Source organism: Arthrobacter sp. Y3221087 (assembly GCF_059089905.1).
Genome location: NZ_JBNHFE010000001.1, coordinates 396,729 through 414,507 on the forward strand (window position 1 = coordinate 396,729; position 17,779 = coordinate 414,507).

22 protein-coding genes are annotated in these 17,779 nt (G+C 66.8%); 14 read left to right on the top strand and 8 right to left on the bottom strand.

The window, feature by feature from the left end:
* Nucleotides 1–14 precede the first annotated feature (14 nt).
* On the top strand, nucleotides 15–413 hold the full coding sequence (locus AC5RUO_RS01840) for a hypothetical protein (RefSeq protein WP_494009499.1): 399 nt from the start codon (nucleotides 15–17) through the stop codon (nucleotides 411–413).
* A gap of 23 nt (nucleotides 414–436) precedes the next feature.
* Here the strand turns inward: AC5RUO_RS01840 and AC5RUO_RS01845 are convergent, their stop codons facing one another.
* From AC5RUO_RS01845 to AC5RUO_RS01855, 3 genes are read right to left on the bottom strand one after another with little or no spacing between them, the layout of a single operon-like run.
* Nucleotides 437–769: a DUF202 domain-containing protein gene (locus AC5RUO_RS01845; RefSeq protein WP_494009498.1), complete on the bottom strand. Its 333-nt coding sequence runs from the start codon at nucleotides 767–769 to the stop codon at nucleotides 437–439.
* 3 nt (nucleotides 770–772) lie between these two features.
* Nucleotides 773–1,177 carry a YidH family protein gene (locus tag AC5RUO_RS01850; RefSeq protein ID WP_494009497.1) on the bottom strand — a complete coding sequence of 135 codons (405 nt, stop codon included), beginning with the start codon at nucleotides 1,175–1,177 and terminating at the stop codon, nucleotides 773–775.
* Nucleotides 1,178–1,223: 46 nt separating this feature from the next.
* The gene (locus tag AC5RUO_RS01855) at nucleotides 1,224–1,562 is read right to left on the bottom strand and encodes a YnfA family protein (RefSeq protein ID WP_494103361.1); all 339 of its coding nucleotides are present in this window, start codon (nucleotides 1,560–1,562) and stop codon (nucleotides 1,224–1,226) included.
* 76 nt (nucleotides 1,563–1,638) lie between these two features.
* On the opposite strand from AC5RUO_RS01855, the gene AC5RUO_RS01860 reads away from it, so the two are divergent.
* The 5 genes from AC5RUO_RS01860 (at nucleotide 1,639) to AC5RUO_RS01880 (ending at nucleotide 6,396) form a co-directional block, all read left to right on the top strand.
* Nucleotides 1,639–2,673 (top strand): LLM class flavin-dependent oxidoreductase, encoded by a 1,035-nt coding sequence (locus AC5RUO_RS01860; protein ID WP_494009496.1) that lies wholly within the window; start codon nucleotides 1,639–1,641, stop codon nucleotides 2,671–2,673.
* 224 nt (nucleotides 2,674–2,897) lie between these two features.
* Nucleotides 2,898–3,995, top strand: coding sequence for a ferredoxin reductase (locus AC5RUO_RS01865; RefSeq protein ID WP_494009495.1), 1,098 nt, complete (start codon nucleotides 2,898–2,900; stop codon nucleotides 3,993–3,995).
* A 13-nt stretch (nucleotides 3,996–4,008) separates the two neighbouring features.
* Entirely contained in the window at nucleotides 4,009–5,199 is a 1,191-nt protein-coding gene (locus AC5RUO_RS01870) for a fatty acid desaturase family protein (protein ID WP_494009494.1), read from the top strand.
* 60 nt (nucleotides 5,200–5,259) lie between these two features.
* On the top strand, nucleotides 5,260–5,457 hold the full coding sequence (locus AC5RUO_RS01875; protein WP_494009493.1) for a hypothetical protein: 198 nt from the start codon (nucleotides 5,260–5,262) through the stop codon (nucleotides 5,455–5,457).
* A 102-nt stretch (nucleotides 5,458–5,559) separates the two neighbouring features.
* Entirely contained in the window at nucleotides 5,560–6,396 is an 837-nt protein-coding gene (locus AC5RUO_RS01880) for an alpha/beta fold hydrolase (RefSeq protein WP_494102654.1), read from the top strand.
* Between the two features lie 97 nt (nucleotides 6,397–6,493).
* On the opposite strand, the gene AC5RUO_RS01885 is transcribed toward AC5RUO_RS01880, so the two are convergent.
* Both AC5RUO_RS01885 and AC5RUO_RS01890 read right to left on the bottom strand, forming a co-directional pair.
* The gene (locus tag AC5RUO_RS01885; RefSeq protein ID WP_494009491.1) at nucleotides 6,494–6,856 is read right to left on the bottom strand and encodes a response regulator transcription factor; all 363 of its coding nucleotides are present in this window, start codon (nucleotides 6,854–6,856) and stop codon (nucleotides 6,494–6,496) included.
* A gap of 91 nt (nucleotides 6,857–6,947) precedes the next feature.
* Nucleotides 6,948–7,691 (bottom strand): GAF and ANTAR domain-containing protein, encoded by a 744-nt coding sequence (locus AC5RUO_RS01890; RefSeq protein ID WP_494102655.1) that lies wholly within the window; start codon nucleotides 7,689–7,691, stop codon nucleotides 6,948–6,950.
* A 290-nt stretch (nucleotides 7,692–7,981) separates the two neighbouring features.
* On the opposite strand from AC5RUO_RS01890, the gene AC5RUO_RS01895 reads away from it, so the two are divergent.
* The 4 genes from AC5RUO_RS01895 (at nucleotide 7,982) to AC5RUO_RS01910 (ending at nucleotide 12,374) form a co-directional block, all read left to right on the top strand.
* Nucleotides 7,982–8,569 (top strand): adenylate kinase, encoded by a 588-nt coding sequence (locus AC5RUO_RS01895; protein ID WP_494102656.1) that lies wholly within the window; start codon nucleotides 7,982–7,984, stop codon nucleotides 8,567–8,569.
* A gap of 34 nt (nucleotides 8,570–8,603) precedes the next feature.
* Entirely contained in the window at nucleotides 8,604–9,452 is an 849-nt protein-coding gene (locus tag AC5RUO_RS01900) for an NAD-dependent epimerase/dehydratase family protein (protein WP_494102657.1), read from the top strand.
* Nucleotides 9,431–11,479 (top strand): S8 family serine peptidase, encoded by a 2,049-nt coding sequence (locus tag AC5RUO_RS01905; RefSeq protein WP_494102658.1) that lies wholly within the window; start codon nucleotides 9,431–9,433, stop codon nucleotides 11,477–11,479. The genes AC5RUO_RS01900 and AC5RUO_RS01905 overlap by 22 nt, the downstream gene beginning before the upstream one ends.
* 73 nt (nucleotides 11,480–11,552) lie before the next feature.
* Nucleotides 11,553–12,374, top strand: coding sequence for a phosphatase PAP2 family protein (locus tag AC5RUO_RS01910; RefSeq protein ID WP_494102659.1), 822 nt, complete (start codon nucleotides 11,553–11,555; stop codon nucleotides 12,372–12,374).
* A gap of 10 nt (nucleotides 12,375–12,384) precedes the next feature.
* Here AC5RUO_RS01910 and AC5RUO_RS01915 read toward each other — a convergent pair whose 3' ends face one another.
* Nucleotides 12,385–12,702 (bottom strand): MerR family transcriptional regulator, encoded by a 318-nt coding sequence (locus AC5RUO_RS01915; RefSeq protein ID WP_009358512.1) that lies wholly within the window; start codon nucleotides 12,700–12,702, stop codon nucleotides 12,385–12,387.
* Between the two features lie 138 nt (nucleotides 12,703–12,840).
* Here AC5RUO_RS01915 and AC5RUO_RS01920 point away from each other — a divergent pair, with 138 nt between their 5' ends.
* From AC5RUO_RS01920 to AC5RUO_RS01935, 4 genes are all read left to right on the top strand, one after another.
* Nucleotides 12,841–13,266, top strand: coding sequence for an Hsp20/alpha crystallin family protein (locus AC5RUO_RS01920; protein WP_494009902.1), 426 nt, complete (start codon nucleotides 12,841–12,843; stop codon nucleotides 13,264–13,266).
* Between the two features lie 111 nt (nucleotides 13,267–13,377).
* Nucleotides 13,378–13,701, top strand: coding sequence for a J domain-containing protein (locus AC5RUO_RS01925; RefSeq protein WP_494009485.1), 324 nt, complete (start codon nucleotides 13,378–13,380; stop codon nucleotides 13,699–13,701).
* An 81-nt stretch (nucleotides 13,702–13,782) separates the two neighbouring features.
* Nucleotides 13,783–14,160, top strand: a complete 378-nt coding sequence (locus AC5RUO_RS01930) for a hypothetical protein (protein ID WP_494102660.1) — start codon at nucleotides 13,783–13,785, stop codon at nucleotides 14,158–14,160.
* A 117-nt stretch (nucleotides 14,161–14,277) separates the two neighbouring features.
* Nucleotides 14,278–15,825: a glycoside hydrolase family 1 protein gene (locus AC5RUO_RS01935; RefSeq protein WP_494009483.1), complete on the top strand. Its 1,548-nt coding sequence runs from the start codon at nucleotides 14,278–14,280 to the stop codon at nucleotides 15,823–15,825.
* A 13-nt stretch (nucleotides 15,826–15,838) separates the two neighbouring features.
* On the opposite strand, the gene AC5RUO_RS01940 is transcribed toward AC5RUO_RS01935, so the two are convergent.
* Both AC5RUO_RS01940 and AC5RUO_RS01945 read right to left on the bottom strand, forming a co-directional pair.
* Nucleotides 15,839–16,945 carry an App1 family protein phosphatidate phosphatase gene (locus AC5RUO_RS01940; protein WP_494009482.1) on the bottom strand — a complete coding sequence of 369 codons (1,107 nt, stop codon included), beginning with the start codon at nucleotides 16,943–16,945 and terminating at the stop codon, nucleotides 15,839–15,841.
* A gap of 79 nt (nucleotides 16,946–17,024) precedes the next feature.
* Nucleotides 17,025–17,756, bottom strand: coding sequence for a DUF72 domain-containing protein (locus AC5RUO_RS01945; RefSeq protein ID WP_494009481.1), 732 nt, complete (start codon nucleotides 17,754–17,756; stop codon nucleotides 17,025–17,027).
* Between the last annotated feature and the right edge of the window lie 23 nt (nucleotides 17,757–17,779).

Below are 17,779 nucleotides of genomic sequence, written 5' to 3' on the forward strand. Positions count from 1 at the left end.
GTACCATCAGGTTCATGCCTACTGTGCTTGATATGGCAGGTCCAATCCTGGAAATGCTGACCTGGATGTGCCTGCCCACCGGCCTGGGCCTGCTGTTCTACACCGGATTCCTCCGCCGCTTCGTGCACCCCTGGGCAGTGGCCGACGCCGTGGTGTACTCGGACAGCACCGGCGTGGGTTTCCGCTGGCTGGACCGGAAGCAGCAGATGCACCGGGCACCCATGTCGCCCTATGACATCAAGCACCTATCCGAGGGCGATACGCTGCCTATCTACTACCATCCCAAACGTCCCACCCAGTGGCAGACCGTGGAGCCGGAGGAGGCCGGCCGGACGGCTGCGGTGCTGGGGCGTGTGCTGACCGGCATCGGGGCCGTGGCCCTGCTGGCCGGTTTTGTCCTGCCGATGTTCTGAAAGGGGCGCCCGGCGGCCGGCAGCTAAGCGGCGAGGACCACGCCGATGCCCAGGCCGCCCAGCACAACCCCCGCGAAAGCCGTCCACAGCACCGCGGCGATGTCGGCGTCGACACGTTCCCTGGCTATGCCGCGGGAGCTGGTGCTGTAGCGCCGGCGCTGGGTGAGGTAGATGGCCAGGGCGGCAGCCGAGGAAACGGCGAACAGCAGCAGGATGGGAAATCCGTGCACCGGAAGCCAGCGCAGGAAAATCGCGCTGACCGTCACCAGCGCCATCATGGTGCGGCCCCACGCAAGGCTGGTTCGTTCAGGCTGCAGGCCCGGATCACCGTGAGGGCCGGGGCGGGAACGTGCCATCGGTCAGCGCCAGAGGATGAAGACAAGCACGACGGCGGCCGCCAGGGCGCCTGCCCCGGCAAGCAGCGGCACAATGAGGGGCAGCGGCAGGGGTGCTTTGTTGCGCATGCTCCGTTCCACCCGGAGCCACCGTACGGCCGCCCCGGCGCTGAGCAGCATGCCCAGCAGCAGCAGGACTATGGCCAGGCCCTTGCGGACCGGCTCCAGGAACAGGTCGGCGGTGAACGCCTCAATGGCGATCCCGCCCGCCAGCAGCGCCAGGGATGTGCGGATCCAGGCAAGGAAGGTGCGCTCGTTGGCGAGGGTGAACCGGGGGTCCGGCTCCTCCCCGCCCGGCAGCAGCCGCTCGGCGATCTTTCCGCGCGGCGGCGGCGTAGGTTCGCTGGATGCCGGCTGGGAGTTGGTCACGGTGCCAGTCTAGGCGGTGCGACCGGACCTCCTTTAACTGCCGCTCCTAACTGCCGCTCCGTGGTGCGAACATGATCACGGCCACGCCCAGCAGGCAGATGAGGGAACCGGCGATGTCCCAGCGGTCAGGCCGGAAACCGTCGAAGACCATGCCCCAGGCGAGCGAACCGGCAACGAACACGCCCCCGTAGGCTGCCAGGATCCGGCCGAAGTGGGCGTCCGGCTGCAGGGTGGCCACAAAGCCGTAGGCGCCGAGGGCGATGACGCCCAGCCCTGCCCACCACCAGTCCTTGCCTGCCCGCACGGATTGCCACACAAGCCAGGCCCCGCCAATTTCCGCTGCGGCGGCCAAGGCGAACAGCAGGACGGCCTTGCCAATGGTCAATGTCGTGTCAGGAGTACCCACACAGCCATCATGCCAGCCGGGAATGCCACCGGGGTCGCGGAGGTTGGGGACAGGTATGGAGCGCATTGGATTCTTGTCATTCGGCCACTGGGGTCCCGGCCAGGGCTCCCGCACCAGGACCGCGGGTGAGGCGCTGCTCCAGGGCATCGAACTGGCCGTGGCCGCGGAGGAGCTTGGCGTGGACGGCGCGTTCTTCCGCGTCCACCACTTCGCCCGCCAGCAGGCCTCCCCGTTCCCGCTGCTGTCCGCCATCGCGGCCCGCACCAGCCGGATTGAAATCGGCACCGGGGTGGTCGACATGCGCTACGAAAACCCCCTTTACATGGCAGAAGAGGCAGCAGCCGCCGACCTGATCAGCGGCGGCCGGCTCCAGCTGGGCATCAGCCGGGGATCACCCGAGCCGGCCCGGCAGGGCGCATCAGCTTTCGGCTACGTGCCGCAACCGGGTGAAACCGACGCCGATATGGCCCGGCGGCACACGGCCCTTTTCCGGAAGGCGATCAGCGGCGCCGGTGTGGCAGAGGCTGATCCGCGGTACGCCGGCGATGCCACCGGACTGCTGCCGGTCCAGCCCCAGTCGCCCGGCCTCGCCGAACGCATCTGGTGGGGAGCAGGGAGCCGCAAGACCGCCGTCTGGGCTGCCGAGCAGGGCATGAACCTGATGAGTTCCACCCTGCTGACCGAGGACACCGGCGTTCCGTTCCACGAACTGCAGGCCGAGCAGATCCGGTTGTTCCGGGATGCGTGGGCCGCGGCCGCCCACCGGCACGAGCCCCGGATCTCCGTCAGCCGCAGCGTGCTGCCCATCGTGGATGCCGAGGACAGCCGCTACTTCGCGGGCAGCGCCCTGCGGGACAGCCGGGACCAGGTAGGGATCATCGACGGGCTCACCGCCAGGTTCGGCAAGAGCTATGTGGGCGAACCCGACCAGCTGGCAGAAGAACTGGCCGCAGACACCGCCGTCCAGGCAGCGGACACCCTGCTGCTGACGGTCCCCAACCAGCTGGGCGTGGAGTTCAATGCCAAACTTCTGAATAACGTGGCCAGGCACATCGCCCCGGCGCTGGGATGGAGCCCCTCCCGCTCCTGACCGGCCGTAATCTCTCCCGGGTGGCACGTAATGTCCGCCCGTCAGAGCCTCTCCAGGGTATATACTAAGCATGCTTACGATGAACGCGGGAACCGTCTGCGCACGCCAACCGTTACTCTTAGAGTGCGGCTTGGGGGCTTAGCGCCCCTTTTACAGCGTGACTGCGGAACGGTCATATGACGGAGAGAGAGAAATATGGCTCGCGCCGCTCTAGGCTTAATCGCATGATCCGGCTAAGACAGCTGGCCCAGGCGGCCTCAGTACTCACCACGCCCCTGGCGCCCGAGGACATCCTAGCCCTGTTCAACCCGGTGTACTCCGCCCGGCAGCTGCGCGGGGTGGTCACGCGCGTGGTGCAGGAAACCGCGCAGTCTGCCACCATCTTCTTCCGGCCCGGCCGCGGCTGGCACTCCCACCTCGCGGGGCAGTGGGCGCGCATCGGCGTCGAACTCAACGGCGTCCGGCACTGGCGCTCCTACTCCCTCAGCGCTCCCGCCGGCAAGGACCCGGCCATCACCGTCACGGACGTGGGCGCCGTGTCCGGAACGCTGGTGCGCACCACGCGTCCCGGCGATGTCCTCTTCCTGGCACCGCCGCAGGGCGACTTCGTGCTCCCGGAGCACCCGCGGCCCCTGCTGATGGTCACAGCGGGCAGCGGCATCACTCCGGTGATGTCCATGATCCGCACGCTTGTTCCGCGGCGCCCGGATGCCGACGTCGTGCTGGTCCACTCGGCCAAAACGCCCGGCGACAGCCTGTTCCGCGAGGAACTTGCCGAGCTTGCCGACCAGTTCCCCAACTTCAGGCTGGCCCACTGGTTCACCGGTGAGCAGGGGCGCATGGACCTGACCAGCACAGCCCAGCTGGACGAGCTCTGCCCGGACTGGAGGGAACGCGCGGCCTACGCCTGCGGGCCGGACAGCTTCCTGGATGACGCCGAAGCGCTCTGGAAGCGGGCAGCGCTCACCACCGCGGCGCCTGGCTCCGAAATAGCCGTGGCCGGCAGTGCAGGCAACCTGATGATCGAACGGTTCAACACCACGTTCAATGTCGGTGTAGGACATGACGGCGGCTTGGTCACCTTCGAAACGTCCGACCGGGAAGTGGAAGCCGACGGCGACACCCCCCTCCTGGACGTGGGCGAGGACGCCGGAATCCTGATGCCCAGCGGCTGCCGGATGGGCATCTGCCACAGCTGCCTCACCCCGCTCCGGGCCGGCCAGGTCCGCGACCTCCGCACCGGGGAAGTCCACGGCGAACCCGGCCAACTGATCCAAACGTGTGTCTCGGCAGCCGCCGGACCCGTCAACCTCGAACTCTGAGGAGCATCACGGTATGTCTGTAATTTCACCCAGCAAAGCCACTCCCTCGTCCACCAAGGGCAGCGCCGCCGGCGGGTCCAGGACGCGCCCCGGAAAGCTGGCTGAGTCCGGCAGCCCCACCGTCCGGCCGCCTGCAGCGGCGCACCTGAGCGACGAGCAGGTGGCGGAGCTGGGCCGTGAACTCGACGCCATCCGCGACGAAATCCTGGCCAAGCGCGGCGCCGAAGACGCGGCCTACATCCGCCGGATGATCAAGATCCAGCGCGGACTGGAAATCTCCGGCCGCGCCGCGCTGCTGGTCAGCAAGAACAAGGCCGCCTGGGTCACCGGCACCACCCTGCTCAGCCTCGCCAAGATCCTGGAGAACATGGAGCTGGGCCACAACATCCTCCACGGCCAGTGGGACTGGATGCGCGATCCGGACATCCACTCCACCACCTGGGAATGGGACTTCGTCACCCCCTCGCGCTCCTGGCAGCACACGCACAACGACCTGCACCACCGCTGGACCAACGTGGTGGGCAAGGACAACGACGTCGGATACAACCTCCTGCGCATGGACGAAGCCCAGCCGTGGAAGCCCATTAACCTGGCCAACCCGCTGTTCAATGCCATCCTGGCACCGGTCTTCGAGTGGGGCATCGCCATCTACGACCTCGAACTGACCGAGTACAAGGAAGGTACCAAGTCCAAGGAAGCCCTGCTGAAGGACCTCAAGGCTTTGGGCAAGAAGGTGGTCACGCAGTTCACCAAGGACTACGCTGCCACCCCTGCCGTGGCAATGCTGACCGGTTCCGGGAAGCAGGCCCTCTACGGCACCATCACGGCCAACGCGATCCGCAACGTCTGGGCGCACGCGGTGATCTTCTGCGGCCACTTCCCCGAAGGCACGGACACCTTCACTGAGGAAATGGTGGAAGGCGAAACCCGCGGCGACTGGTACGTCCGCCAGATGATCGGTTCGGCCAACATCTCGGGCTCGAAGTTCATGCACATCATGACCGGCAACCTGTCGCACCAGATCGAGCACCACCTGTTCCCGGACCTGCCCTCCAGCCGGTATGCAGAGGTGGCTCCGCGCGTCCGCGAAATCTGCCAGCGCTACGGGCTGAAGTACACCACCGGACCGCTGATCAAGCAGGTGGGCTCTTCCTGGGCCAAGGTGTTCAAGTTGGCACTGCCGGGCAAAACCGCCAAGGCCTGATGTTTTGGCTGCCCCAGCCGCATAATTGATCCCACAGCCGCCGCGGCCTACGGAGGAATCATGCGGTTCTTGGGAGCACTTCTTGTCATCTGGTTGATCATCGGCGGGGTGGCCGCCTGGCAGCGCGGCTACTTCGGCGGGGCACCAGGGAACTGTGCCGAGGCGGGAACGGTGCTCGTCACCATCGTGGCCGGGCCCTTGAATTACATGGGGGTCAACCCGCAGATCTCCTGCGAGCTGCCACAGCCGTCGCAGTAGCAGGATCGGCACCCAACGCCATTCGCGGCCCTAGAGTGGGGAGTGCGCGGGCTCCGCACAACGTTGCCCGCACCGACCAGCCTCGAAAGGAATCTGCCCGTTATGGCTTTCATCACCGTTGGGACCGAGAACAGCACTGACATCGAGCTCTACTACGAGGACCACGGCTCGGGCCAGCCCGTTGTTCTGATCCACGGCTACCCCCTGGACGGCTCGTCGTGGGAGAAGCAGGCAGCTGCCCTGCTGGACGCCGGCTACCGGGTCATCACCTATGACCGCCGCGGCTTTGGCAAGTCCAGCAAGCCCACCGAAGGCTACGACTACGACACGTTCGCTGCCGACCTCAACGAGCTGCTGACCTCGCTGAACCTGAATGACGTGGTGCTGGTGGGCTTCTCCATGGGCACCGGCGAGGTGGCGCGCTACCTGGGCACCTACGGTTCCGCCCGCGTGGCACGTGCTGCCTTCCTCGGTTCCCTGGAGCCGTTCCTGCTCAAGACCGACGACAACCCGGACGGCGTCCCGCAGGAAGTCTTCGATGGCCTGATGGAAGCGGTGAAAGCGGACCGCTACGCCTTCTTCACCGAGTTCTTCAAGAACTTCTACAACACCGACACCTTCCTGGGCACCCCGAGGCTCAGCCAGGAGGCCGTGAACGCCAGCTGGAACCTGGCCTCCAGTTCAGGGGCAACGGCATCCGTTGAAGCCCAGCCCACCTGGATCACGGACTTCCGCCAGGACATCCCCAAGATCGACGTTCCGGCTCTCATCCTGCACGGCACCGCGGACAACATCCTCCCCATCGACTCCACCGGCCGCCTCTTCGCGAAGGCACTGCCCAGCGCCGAGTATGTGGAGATCGAGGGCGCCCCGCACGGCCTGCTCTGGACCCACGGCGCCGAGGTGAATGAAGCACTGCTCCGCTTCCTCGCCAAGTAGCGCCCCGAGCAAGGAACTTTCGACGACGGCGGGAGGCCGCCGTCGTCGAAAGTGCGAGCGTTGGCCTGCTCGGCAGTAAGTCGCCGAAGAATTCGCCCTATATGCGAGGGGCCTGTGAAACGGGAGCGGGGGACAGCTGCAGAGCCAGGTCCCGGAGCTCCGTGGGCCGGAACGGTTTGGTGAGGTACGCCGCGGCACCGGAAGCCATCCCGGCCAGCAGGTCGTCATTTTCAGACCGGGCCGTCAGGAACAGCAGGGGGGCCTTGCTGACCTCCCGGATGGCGCGTGCCACAATATGGCCGTCCATGTCCGGTAGGCCAAGGTCCAGGGTGACAAGGGCAATAGCCGGATCTTCGGCCGCGGCTATGGCCTCGGCACCGGTCGGGACCGAAAGCACCTCGAATCCGGCGCGCGAAAGCACCACGGTGATCAGTCCACAGATGTCTTTGTCGTCTTCCACGACAAGGCAGACCCTTTTATTTTCCATCAAAGCCCCCCGGCGAAAGTTTGCCTTATTCTACCTGCGCCGCGGTGCTTTGCGGATGTGTTAATTAGCCGTCGTAATGTGTGCGCGCCGGGCCCTGGCCCAGAGCGTTGACGACGGCGGCCGCCACATCATGCAGCTTCGAGTTGCGGGTGCTGGACGCCGTCTTGAGGATCTCAAAGGCGTCAAGCTGGCTGCAGCGGTTCTGGGCCATGATGATGCCCACGGCCATGTCGATCACGGTGCGGGATTCCAGCGTGGCGCGCAGGTTGGCTGCCGTCTCGCTGTAGTGGGCGAAACGCACGGCCAGGCGGAGCGCGAGCGACGTCTGGCTGACGAAATCCTCAGCGAATTCGAGGACCCGGCTGTCAAAGCGGTTCGGCCTGCGTGAATACAGCAGCAGGGCAGCCTTCGTCTCGCCTTCCAGGTGGAACGGCAGCGCCACCACGGAGCGGACCCCCTCTGCGGCCATGGCGGCGGAATACTCGGGCCACCGACCGTCCGCTTCGAGATCCGGAACGTGCACGGTCTCCCGGGTGGTGGAAGCAGTGAGGTTGGGAGCTTCTGCGAACTGGTGCTCAAGGAGGCCAAGGGCCTTGGCCTCCGGGCTGCTGCTGGCCACCGTGGCGGCCTTGCGCTGCCGGAGCAGGGTGATGGCGCACAGCATTTCGTCGCCGGGCTCGGAAAGATTGCGGGCAGACACCTGCGCCAGTTCGTTGAGGAAATCCTCGACGTCCGAGCTGTTCAGGACCAGCTCGTGCAGGTGCTCTTTGATGGATGTATCGGTTTTTGCTGTTGACTCGCTGGCCACGGTTTTTCTGGTGCCATTCGCTCAGGTCAAACAACCCGGCAACACACACCGGCCCTGCCGCGAAGACGGGAACCGGAGGAGGTCGCTGGATCGATGAACTGTCCAACGGCCTGCTGCTAAACCGATATTCCGAGTATATACATCCCGTGTCCGCCCGGACGTCACATTCACCCGGGCCGGAACACGCCACTCTGGCGCACCGCCGGTGTTCCCGGCAGAATGAAGCAGGTGCCGACGCCCCGGCGGCAGGCCGGGAGGCCCGCGCCAGCTTCCCCGGAAGGGACACGAACATGCCCAGGCTACTCATCATCGGTCCGCCCGGCTCGGGCAAGGGGACCCAGGCCGAACACCTGGCCCGGCACTTCGGCGTCCCGGCGGTCTCCACCGGGGACATCTTCCGCAGCAACGTGAGCCGGGGGACGGACCTGGGTGCCCAGGCGGCCAGGTACCTCGACGGCGGCGACTTCGTTCCGGACCACCTCACCAACGCCTTGGTAAAAGACCGGCTGCTGGACAGCGACGTCCGGTCCGGCTTCCTGCTGGACGGGTATCCGCGCACGGCCCCCCAAGTGGTGGAACTGGACAACCTGCTCGACTCCCAGGGACTGGCCCTGGACGCCGTCATCGAGCTGCGGGCACCGGACGCCGAACTCGAGCAGCGGATGCGCGGGCGCGCCGATGAACAGGGGCGGACCGATGACACGGTGGACGTGTTTCGCCGCCGGCTGGACCTATACCACCGCGAGACCCACGAGGTGGTCTCTGTCTATGCGGGCAGGGGGATCCTGGTCTCCGTGGACGGCAGCGGCGACCCGGCGGACATCACCACACTGGCGATCGCCGCCGTCGAAAAGTTCCTTGCCACACCCCGGGCCTGATTCCTGCCCATCCAACCAACCGAAGGACATCCTGATGAGAATTGCCGTCACCGGCGGAAGCGGAAAACTAGGCCGGCACGTGGTCCGCCGGCTCACCGACGACGGACACCAGGTCCTCAACCTGGACCGGGAAGGAGCCCGGAGCCCCGGACTGCTGCTGGTGGACCTGCGCAACTACGGCCAGGTGGTGGATGCGCTGCTCGGGGTGGACGACAGGCACACCGGGTTCGACGCCGTGGTGCACCTGGGCGCCATCCCCGCGCCGGGCATCCTTCCGGACGCGGCGACGTTCGAAAACAACATGCTCTCCACCTACAACGTCTTGCAGGCCGCCCGGCGCGCCGGCATCAAGAAAGTGGTCTACGCCTCCAGCGAGACGGTGCTGGGACTGCCGTTCGACGTCGATCCGCCTTACATCCCTGTGGACGAGGAATACCCTGCCCGGCCGGAAAGCACCTACTCCCTGGTCAAGCACCTTGAAGAGCAGATGGCGGTGGAGCTGACGCGCTGGGACCCGGAACTGAGCATCGTAGGCTTGCGCTTCTCCAACGTCATGGACGTGGAGGACTACGCCCGGTTCCCCTCGTTTGACGCCGACGCAATGCTGCGGAAGTGGAACCTCTGGGGCTACATCGACGGCCGGGACGGTGCCCAGGCAGTGGCACGGGCCCTGGAGAACGGCAGGCCCGGGTTCGAAGCGTTCATCATCGCGAATGCGGACACGGTCATGGACCGGTCGAGTGCCAGCCTCGCCGCCGAGGTTTTCCCGGCAGTGAAGGTGACCAAGGAACTGGGCGAGCACGAAACCATGCTGTCCATTGACAAGGCCAGGCGGCTTCTGGGATTCGAGCCGGAACACAGTTGGCGGGACCACCGGCCGTAGCCCGGCGGGCATGGTCCGGCGGGGGAAAACCTGGCGCGCGCAGGAATGTCCAAGGGTTCCCGCAGGATCCTGCGAAGACCCGCCTGCGGGCCCACCCGGGCTCCTATTCTGGTGATAACAGCGGTGGTTCCCCGGCCCCCGCACCCCCCAACACCATCACCAAGGACCCCAAAATTCGCACCCCATCTTTTGTACTGTCCGCAGCCGCAGCACTGGTCTCAGCCGTCGCCCTGACCGCCACGTCCGTCCCAGCCACAGCGGCACCCAAAGAGGATACGGGCACCGCGGGCCGCTACATCGTCCAGTTCGCGGCGAATGCCGATGTGGAAGCCGAGGCGGCAAACCTCCGCGGGCAAGGGCTCGCCGTCGGCCGTACCTTCAAAAACGCGCTCCGCGGCGCGGTGATCACGGCCAACCCTGCCCAGGCCGAGGCGCTGGGCCGGTCCGGCCGCGTCCTGTCGGTGGAGGCGGACGCCCCCGTCAGCATCTCCGGCACCCAGCAGCCCTCGCCCTGGGGCCTTGACCGGGTGGACCAGCGCGGTCTGCCGTTGTCCGGCTCCTACTCGTGGACCGCTGCCGGGACCGGCGTGACCGCCTACGTGGTGGACACCGGCGTCCTGGCCTCCCACGCCGATTTCGGCGGCCGGGTGGCCGCAGGCTGGAGCGCGGTGACTGACGGCCTGGGCTCCGGCGACTGCAACGGCCACGGCACCCACGTTGCCGGAACCGTGGCGGGATCCACCTATGGCGTGGCAAAGGCCGCAACCGTGGTGCCCGTCCGGGTGCTCGACTGCAAGGGCTCCGGCTACAACTCGGACGTGGTGGCCGGACTGGACTGGATCGCGGCCCACCACCCGGCAGGCGTGCCGGCGGTGGCCAACCTCAGCCTCGGCGGCCCCGCCAGCACGGCGGTGGACACGGCCATCCAGGCAGTGATGAACGACGGCGTCTCCGCAGTGGTTGCCGCCGGCAACTCCGCAGTGGACGCCTGCGGCAGTTCACCCGCCCGGGTGTCCGCGGCCGTCACCGTGGCTGCCAGCGATTCGGCAGACCGGCAGGCGTCCTTCTCCAACTACGGCTCCTGCGTGGACCTGTACGCCCCAGGCGTGGGCATCACGTCCACGTACTACACCTCCGCCACGGCAACCGCCTCCATGTCCGGTACATCCATGGCCGCGCCCCACGCCGCCGGCGCTGCCGCCGTGCTGCTCTCGCAGAACCCGGCCCTCACCCCAGCCCAGGTAGCCGGTTCACTCGTGTCCAACGCGACCGCCGGCGTCATCACCGGCGCCACCGGCGGAACCCCGAACCGGCTGCTGTACGCCGGCACCGTGGCTGCCGCGCCCGCGCCAGCTCCCGCGCCCGCGCCTGCTCCCGCGCCCGCTCCTGCGCCCACCGTCACGGCCGTGGCTCCCGGCGCGAACGCCACCTCGGTGGGGACCGGTGCCAACGTGACGGCCACCTTCAGCACTGCAGTGCAGGGCGTCTCAGCCGCCACCTTCGTGCTCAAGAACGCGGGCGGCAGCAGCATTCCCGCCACCGTCACCTACAACGCCACCACCCGGACCGCCACCCTGGACCCCTCTGCCAGCCTCGCCGCCGACACCGTGTACACGGCTTCGCTGGTGGGTGGCTCCGCCGCCATCAGGGATGCGGCCGGAACCCCGCTGACCTCCGCCAGCTGGAGCTTCCTGACCGGACCGGCCCCGGTGGTTACCGGCACCACCCCGGGCAGCAATGCTTCACTCGTGCGCCGCGGCAACAACATCAGCGTGAGCTTCAGCGAGGCGGTCCAGGGCGTCAACGGCACCACCTTCACCGTGAAGAACTCCGCCACGGGGGCCGTGGTACCGGCCACCGTTGTCCGGAACGGCACCACCAACCAGTGGATACTGGACCCGCAGCAGGCCCTGGCCGCCAAAACCAAGTACACCGTGACGGTCACCGGCGGCGGGACGGCCGTTCGCGACCTGGCCGGAAACCAGCTGGCCACCCGCACCTGGCAGTTCACCACCGGCTCGTTCTAGGCCGGGGAGGGTTAGGGGATTATCCCGCCCTGCGGGGATAATCTTCACCCTAGGCAATCTTCACCGCGCAGGGATGGGCACAGTGGCACAGCAGGAACCAGCAGGCTCCGGAACAGCTTCCGGAAGAACCGGGAAGCACGCCGGCAAGTGGCGGGCCTTCCACGACAAGTTCGTGGTGGAGGAACGCTACCTGGATCCCGCCGACCGGCGGGACCTCTACCGGGCGGCTGTCATCCTTGTGGCTGCCGGCGTGGCGCTCTTCGTGGCCACCCTCATCAGCGTGCTGCAGGCGGACGGGCTCTCCGCGGCAGACGGCCCGGTCCGCGACTGGTTGCTCGGCCTGAGGTCCAACACCCTGACGGTCATCATGATCTTCCTGGCCGTGGTGTTCGGGCCCATCGCCCTTCCCATCATCATCCTGATAGTCGTTCTCGCGTGGGGCTTCGCCGCCAAGCATGCCTGGCGGCCCATCCTGCTGGCCTCCGCGATGCTGACGGGCGTCATCGTCTCGCAGATCATCCTCCAGATCGTCCGGCGCTCGCGGCCACCCGTGGACCAGATGCTCTTTGGCATCGACCACACTTTTTCGTTCCCCTCCGGCCACGTCCTGGGGGCATGCGACTTCCTGCTGGTGGGTGCCTTCCTGATCTTCTCCCGGCGGAAAAACACCCGCGCTGCGGTATGGGGCTTTATTGGGGCGGGCTTCGGCATTGTCCTGGCGGCGCTGAGCCGGCTGTACCTGGGCTACCACTGGCTCAGCGATGCGCTCGCCTCGGTCTCCCTGTCGCTCATCATCCTGGGCGGCGTGATTGCCGTGGACACCTGGCGGACTGCGCGGATCCCGGGGGAGCGGATCACCGGGGAGCTGTCCAAGGCGGAGACGCAGGGCGAGTAGCCCCGCCTATTCAGGCGGGCGGCCGGGACCGGGCCCGCTTCAGGGCGCGGTGCAGTTTCACGTTGGCAGCCTCCAGTTCCAGCACCTTGGCCACGCCTGCAAGGTTCAGGCCCTGTTCCAGGAGTTCGCCGATGCGCAGCAGCACGGCGATGTCGTCGTCGCTATACTGGCGGGTGCCACCCGCGGTCCGGGACGGGGTCAGCAATCCCTTGGTCTCGTACAACCGGATGTTCTGCTGGCCCGTCCCCGCCAGCTTGGCCGCAACCGAAATGGCGTAGAGCGCACGCCCGCTGGCTGGGCGCGGCGCCCGTCCTGCTCCGTCTGCCATGGGGCCTCCAAAATCGTCGTGCGGCGGTATTGCCTCAGTTTCCCACGGGTGCTATAAAAAATCTATATCCACCACCATAGATCGGCGGAGGATACAGAACGGATCCAACACTTACAAGCTGAAGGAGTGGGAAAAATGATGTTGATGCGTACGGACCCGTTCCGCGAGCTGGACCGGCTCACGCAGCAGGTCTTCGGAACCGCCGCCCGCCCGGCTGCCATGCCCATGGACGCCTGGCAGGAAGACGGTGAATTCGTTGTGGCATTTGACCTCCCGGGTGTCAAGGTTGACTCGCTGGACCTCAATGTCGAACGCAACGTCCTCACCGTCCGGGCCGAGCGCCAGGACCCCACGCAGCCGAACGTCGAGCTGGTGGCTGCGGAGCGTCCCCGCGGTGTCTTCAGCCGCCAGCTGATCCTCGGCGACACGCTGAACACGGACAACATCAAGGCAAGCTACGACCAAGGTGTCCTGACCCTGCGCATTCCCGTCGCCGAGCAGGCAAAGCCGCGCAAGATCGAGATCGACACGCAGCAGGGCCAGAGGCAGCAGATCTCAACCTAGCTCCCGGACACCGCCAGGCAGGCGCACGGCGCCGCCCTGGCGGCGAAGTCCATGTCCGAACGGCGGCACCCGGGCCTTTCGTGCCCAGGCGCCGCCGGTGCGGAGGGCAAGATGACTGACACTCCCGATTACTACGCCACCCTGCACGTCCGCCCGGACGCCAGCCAGCAAGAAATATCGAGGGCCTACCGGGCCCTGATGCGCAGCCACCATCCCGACATGGAGGGCGCCAGTGACCCGGAAGGCGAACTGCTGCGGATCATGCAGGCGTTCAGTGTCCTGCGCAATCCGCAGCGGCGCGCCGCCTACGACAAACAGCAGGCGGCCTCCGGTCCGCGGGTGATTCCCGTGCGGAAAGTGCCCGCCCGCGGCGGAGCCTCCGAACCTGCATTCAGGGTTACCCCCGTCCGCTGGGAGAGCGGGCCCTGGTCCTAGCAAACGGCGTGCAGGCAGCGTTCCGGGTGTCACCAACGGAAAAACGGCAGCAACTAAAACCGCGAGGAGGCGGAGATCTGCATGAGCGATTGGCGGCGCTACGATTCACACCTGATTCCGGCATTCCATGAGCGCTTCGAGCAGCGGTGGGGTGTTGGGACGGCACCTTTCCTCGACCCGGAAGCGCATGAGGAACCCCTGCCCCGGGCGCAATGGATCAATCCGGCCACGGGTGCGGCGCTGGCCGTGGTGCCGGTGTGGACGGCCGAGGAGAAGCAGCAAAGGTCGTTTGGCGTGTTCTACCTGCCGCCTGGCGGGGACATCTGGGTCCTCCGGCCCGGCTATACCGGCTACCTGGAACCGGCGGACGGCGAACCGGAACATCTGGTGACGCTCCGCAATGACGCTTTCCGCAAGGCCGTTGCGCACGCCAAGGAGTTCATCTTCGGATCCCAGTAGTTGCTGGCTGCGGCGGCTGCGGCAACCGTTTCGCGCCGGGGGCAGGCCTGCTCGTCAGCAGGCTTACTGTATGCCATCCTGAGACGTACTTATTCGACCGTGACGAAGGCCCGCCCCATGCACATCACCGCCAAGGAACTCGCAGCCCTCATCCCTCCGGGGTTCACGCTGGGTGTTGCCACCGCTGCGTTCCAGATCGAAGGGGCACTGGATGAGGACGGCCGCGGACCCGCCGGCTGGGACGTGTTTGCCGCCAAGCCCGGCGCCATCGTGGAGGACCACAGCCCGGTGGTTGCCTGCGACCACTACCACCGGATGCCCCAGGACGTTGCCCTGATGAAGCAGCTGGGCGTGGATTCGTACCGGTTTTCGTTCGCGTGGCCGCGCATCCAGCCCACGGGCAGCGGGCCCGCCAACAAAGCGGGCCTGGCTTTCTACGACCGGCTCCTCGACGAGTTGCTGGCCAATGGCATTTCGCCCATGGCCACTATCTACCACTGGGACACCCCTCTGGCGCTGGATGAGGCGGACGGCTGGCTGAACCGGGACACCGCCTACCGGCTGGGGGAGTACGCCGGGATCCTGGCCGATGCCTTCGGTGACCGGGTGGCCCGGTGGGTCACCATCAACGAACCCGCCACGGTCAGCACCAACGGCTACTCGCTGGGTCTGCACTCACCGGGCAAGGAGTTGCTCCTGGGTGCCTTTCCCACTGTCCACCACCAGCTGCTGGGGCACGGTTTGGCCATGCAGGCTCTGCGGGCCGCCAAGGTTGCGGGCGAGATCGGCATGGCCAATGTCTACTCACCCATGGTCCCCAACTCGATCAACCCGCTGGACCGCATCAGTGCCGGGCTGATGGACCTGGCCCAGAACCGGCTCTACGCGGACCCCGTGCTCACCGGCAAGTATCCAGACCTGATCCGGGCCGCAAAGTTCTTCTCCTCCTTCGACCACCCGGAGGAGGACATGGCAGTCATTTCCCAGCCGCTGGATTTCTACGGCCTCAACTACTACATGCCCACCAAGGTGGCGGTGGGCCCGGGCGGCGGCGCGGTGCCCGCGAGCATGGCCGAAGCCATGGGCAGCGACCTCAGCGCGGCCGGCAGCGGCGGCACCCCCTTCCACGTGGAGACCTGGCCGGAGGCGGACATCACGTCCTACGGCTGGCCGGTGAAGCCGGAGTACATGGCGGTGGCCCTGAAGGAGATGGCCGAGCGGTACCCCAACCTGCCGCCGGTGATCCTTACCGAGGGCGGTGCCAGCTTCGAGGACATCATTGTCCGGGACAAGTCCACCAACACCCGGTTCATCCCGGATGAGCGCCGGCTGAAATACCTCTCGGACCACCTGGAAACGGCGCTGCGGGCAACCTCCCCGGGCGGCGAGGCGGAGTCCGTGGACCTGCGCGGCTACTACGTCTGGTCACTGCTGGACAACTTCGAGTGGTCCGCTGGCTACAACCAGCCGTTCGGGCTCCTGCACGTGGACTTCGAGACGCTGGAGCGGACGCCGAAGGCCTCGTACTTCTGGCTCCAGGAGCTGATCGAGGAACGCGACCTGGCCGTGGCGGCAGGTGCTGCCATAGCGCAGGCCTTGGTGCCGGAGGAGTTTGAAGCGGAAGCGCCCGACGACGGCCTGTCCCCGCTGGGTGCCAGCGCCTAGGCCTGCGCCGGTTTCAGAGCATTCCCAGCATGGTCAGCTGCTTGGCCATTCCGGCGCCGTCCGGGGAGTAGATCCACGGGACCTTGGAAGCGGTGTGGTCGCCGTCCTCCGAGTGGCCGCCGGCAAACACGGACTCGCTGACGGAGAGCTGGCGGATGGCAATGGCCGCCACCTTGTCCGGGTTATCGCTGGCAAAGCCCGAATAGATGGCTTCGTCATGCTGGCCGTTGTCTCCGATCAGGAGCCACTGCATGTCCGGAAACTCCTTGCTCAGCCGTTCCAGGTTGCGGCGCTTGTGCTCCTGCCCGCTGCGGAACCAGCGGTCCTGGGTCAGGCCCCAGTCCGTCAGCAGCAGGGCCCCCTTCGGGTACATGTTGCGGTTGAGGAACCGTGCCAGCGTGGGAGCAGCGTTCCATGGGCCGGTGGACAGGTACACCACCGGCGCGTCGGGGTGTTCAATGGTCAGCCGGTCCAGCAGGACTGCCATGCCGGGGGTAGCCATACGGGCCCGCTCGCTGAGCACGAAGGTGTTCCAGAGGGCCAGGAACGGGCGGGGCAGGGCCGTCACCATGACGGTGTCGTCAATGTCCGAAACGATGCCGAATTTCACGTCGGGGGCGATCACCTGGATAAGGGCCTCGGCGGGCTCGGTCCCTTCGGCCCGCAGCACGGCGGTGTGCCAGCCGGGAGACAGCTGGACGCTGACTTCGGTGTCAATGATCCCGCCCCGGTCCGCACGCACGTGGGTGACAACATCGCCAATGGTGATTTCGACGTCGATGAACTGCAGCGGCACACCGGTGAACGCCCGCCAGCCGCGGATGTTCTGGTTACCGTTCTTTGCAGCGGTTTCGGCCTTGCTGCCCGGGAGCGGCTTTTGCGTCATCAGGACCCTGCCCAGCACCCGGACCAGGGTGGTGGACCCGTAACCCTGGTAGGCGATGGTCTGGGGTACGAACTTCCAGCGCCTGGCCAGCTTGATCCGGACCCCGTTGAAGGCGTCGGAGATCCGGTGGGCCAGGCGGAAAACCTGGTTGCCTGACGGTCCAAGCCGATTGTCCATGTCCTGGCTGGAAGGGTTGGCGGGGTTCCGGTGCGAGTCCTGCGGAGCGGTGTCCATGGCTCCACTCTGCCACAGGGCGCCGCCGGCGAGGAGGCCGTGGTAACCTAACGCCGCTCCGTGGCGCTGCCCTGCGGCGTCAACCCGTGCCAAGGATGCCGCGCAGGGTCTCCGCGTTCCGCACTGCGTTGCCGCCGCCGTCGTTATTGAAATAGGCGTAGACATCGAGGCCGTCTGCCGCCCATCCGCGGATCCGGTCCGCCCACCAGTGCAGGTCCGCGTCGGAGTAGGAGCCTGCGTAGAGGTGCTGGTGGTCCGGCCCGTGCAGCCGGACGTAGGCGAACGGGGCCGTGGTGCGCAGGAGGCAGGGCAGGTTGGCGCCGCTCATGATGCAGTAGGCGGCCTGGTGCCGTTCCAGCAGCGCGAATACCTCCGGGCTGTCCCAGGTGGGGTGGCGGAATTCCACGGAGACCCGGATCCAGGGCGGAACCGCCGCCAGGAAGTAGTCCAGCCGGGCATCGTCGCGTTCCATCTGCGGCGGCAGCTGGACCAGCAGGACCGCCCGCTTGTCGCCCAGTTCATGCCAGCAGCGTTCGATCCGCTCCAGCCATACCTCGGGGGAGTAGAGCTTCCTGGCGTGGGTGAGGCCGCGGGGAGCCTTGACCGACATGCTGAAACCCGGGGGCAGGCGCTGGTTCCAGCCGGCGAAGGTGGTGTCCCTGGGCCAGCGGTAGAAGCTGGCGTTGAGCTCGACGGTGTTGAAGCGCGCGACATAGTGCTGGAGCCTGTCCTTCACCGGGAGCCGGGGCGGGTACAGGACGTTCTCCCAGTGGTCGTAGCTCCACCCTGACGTGCCGATATGGACTGCCACCTCTGCAGGCTACACCGAATTGT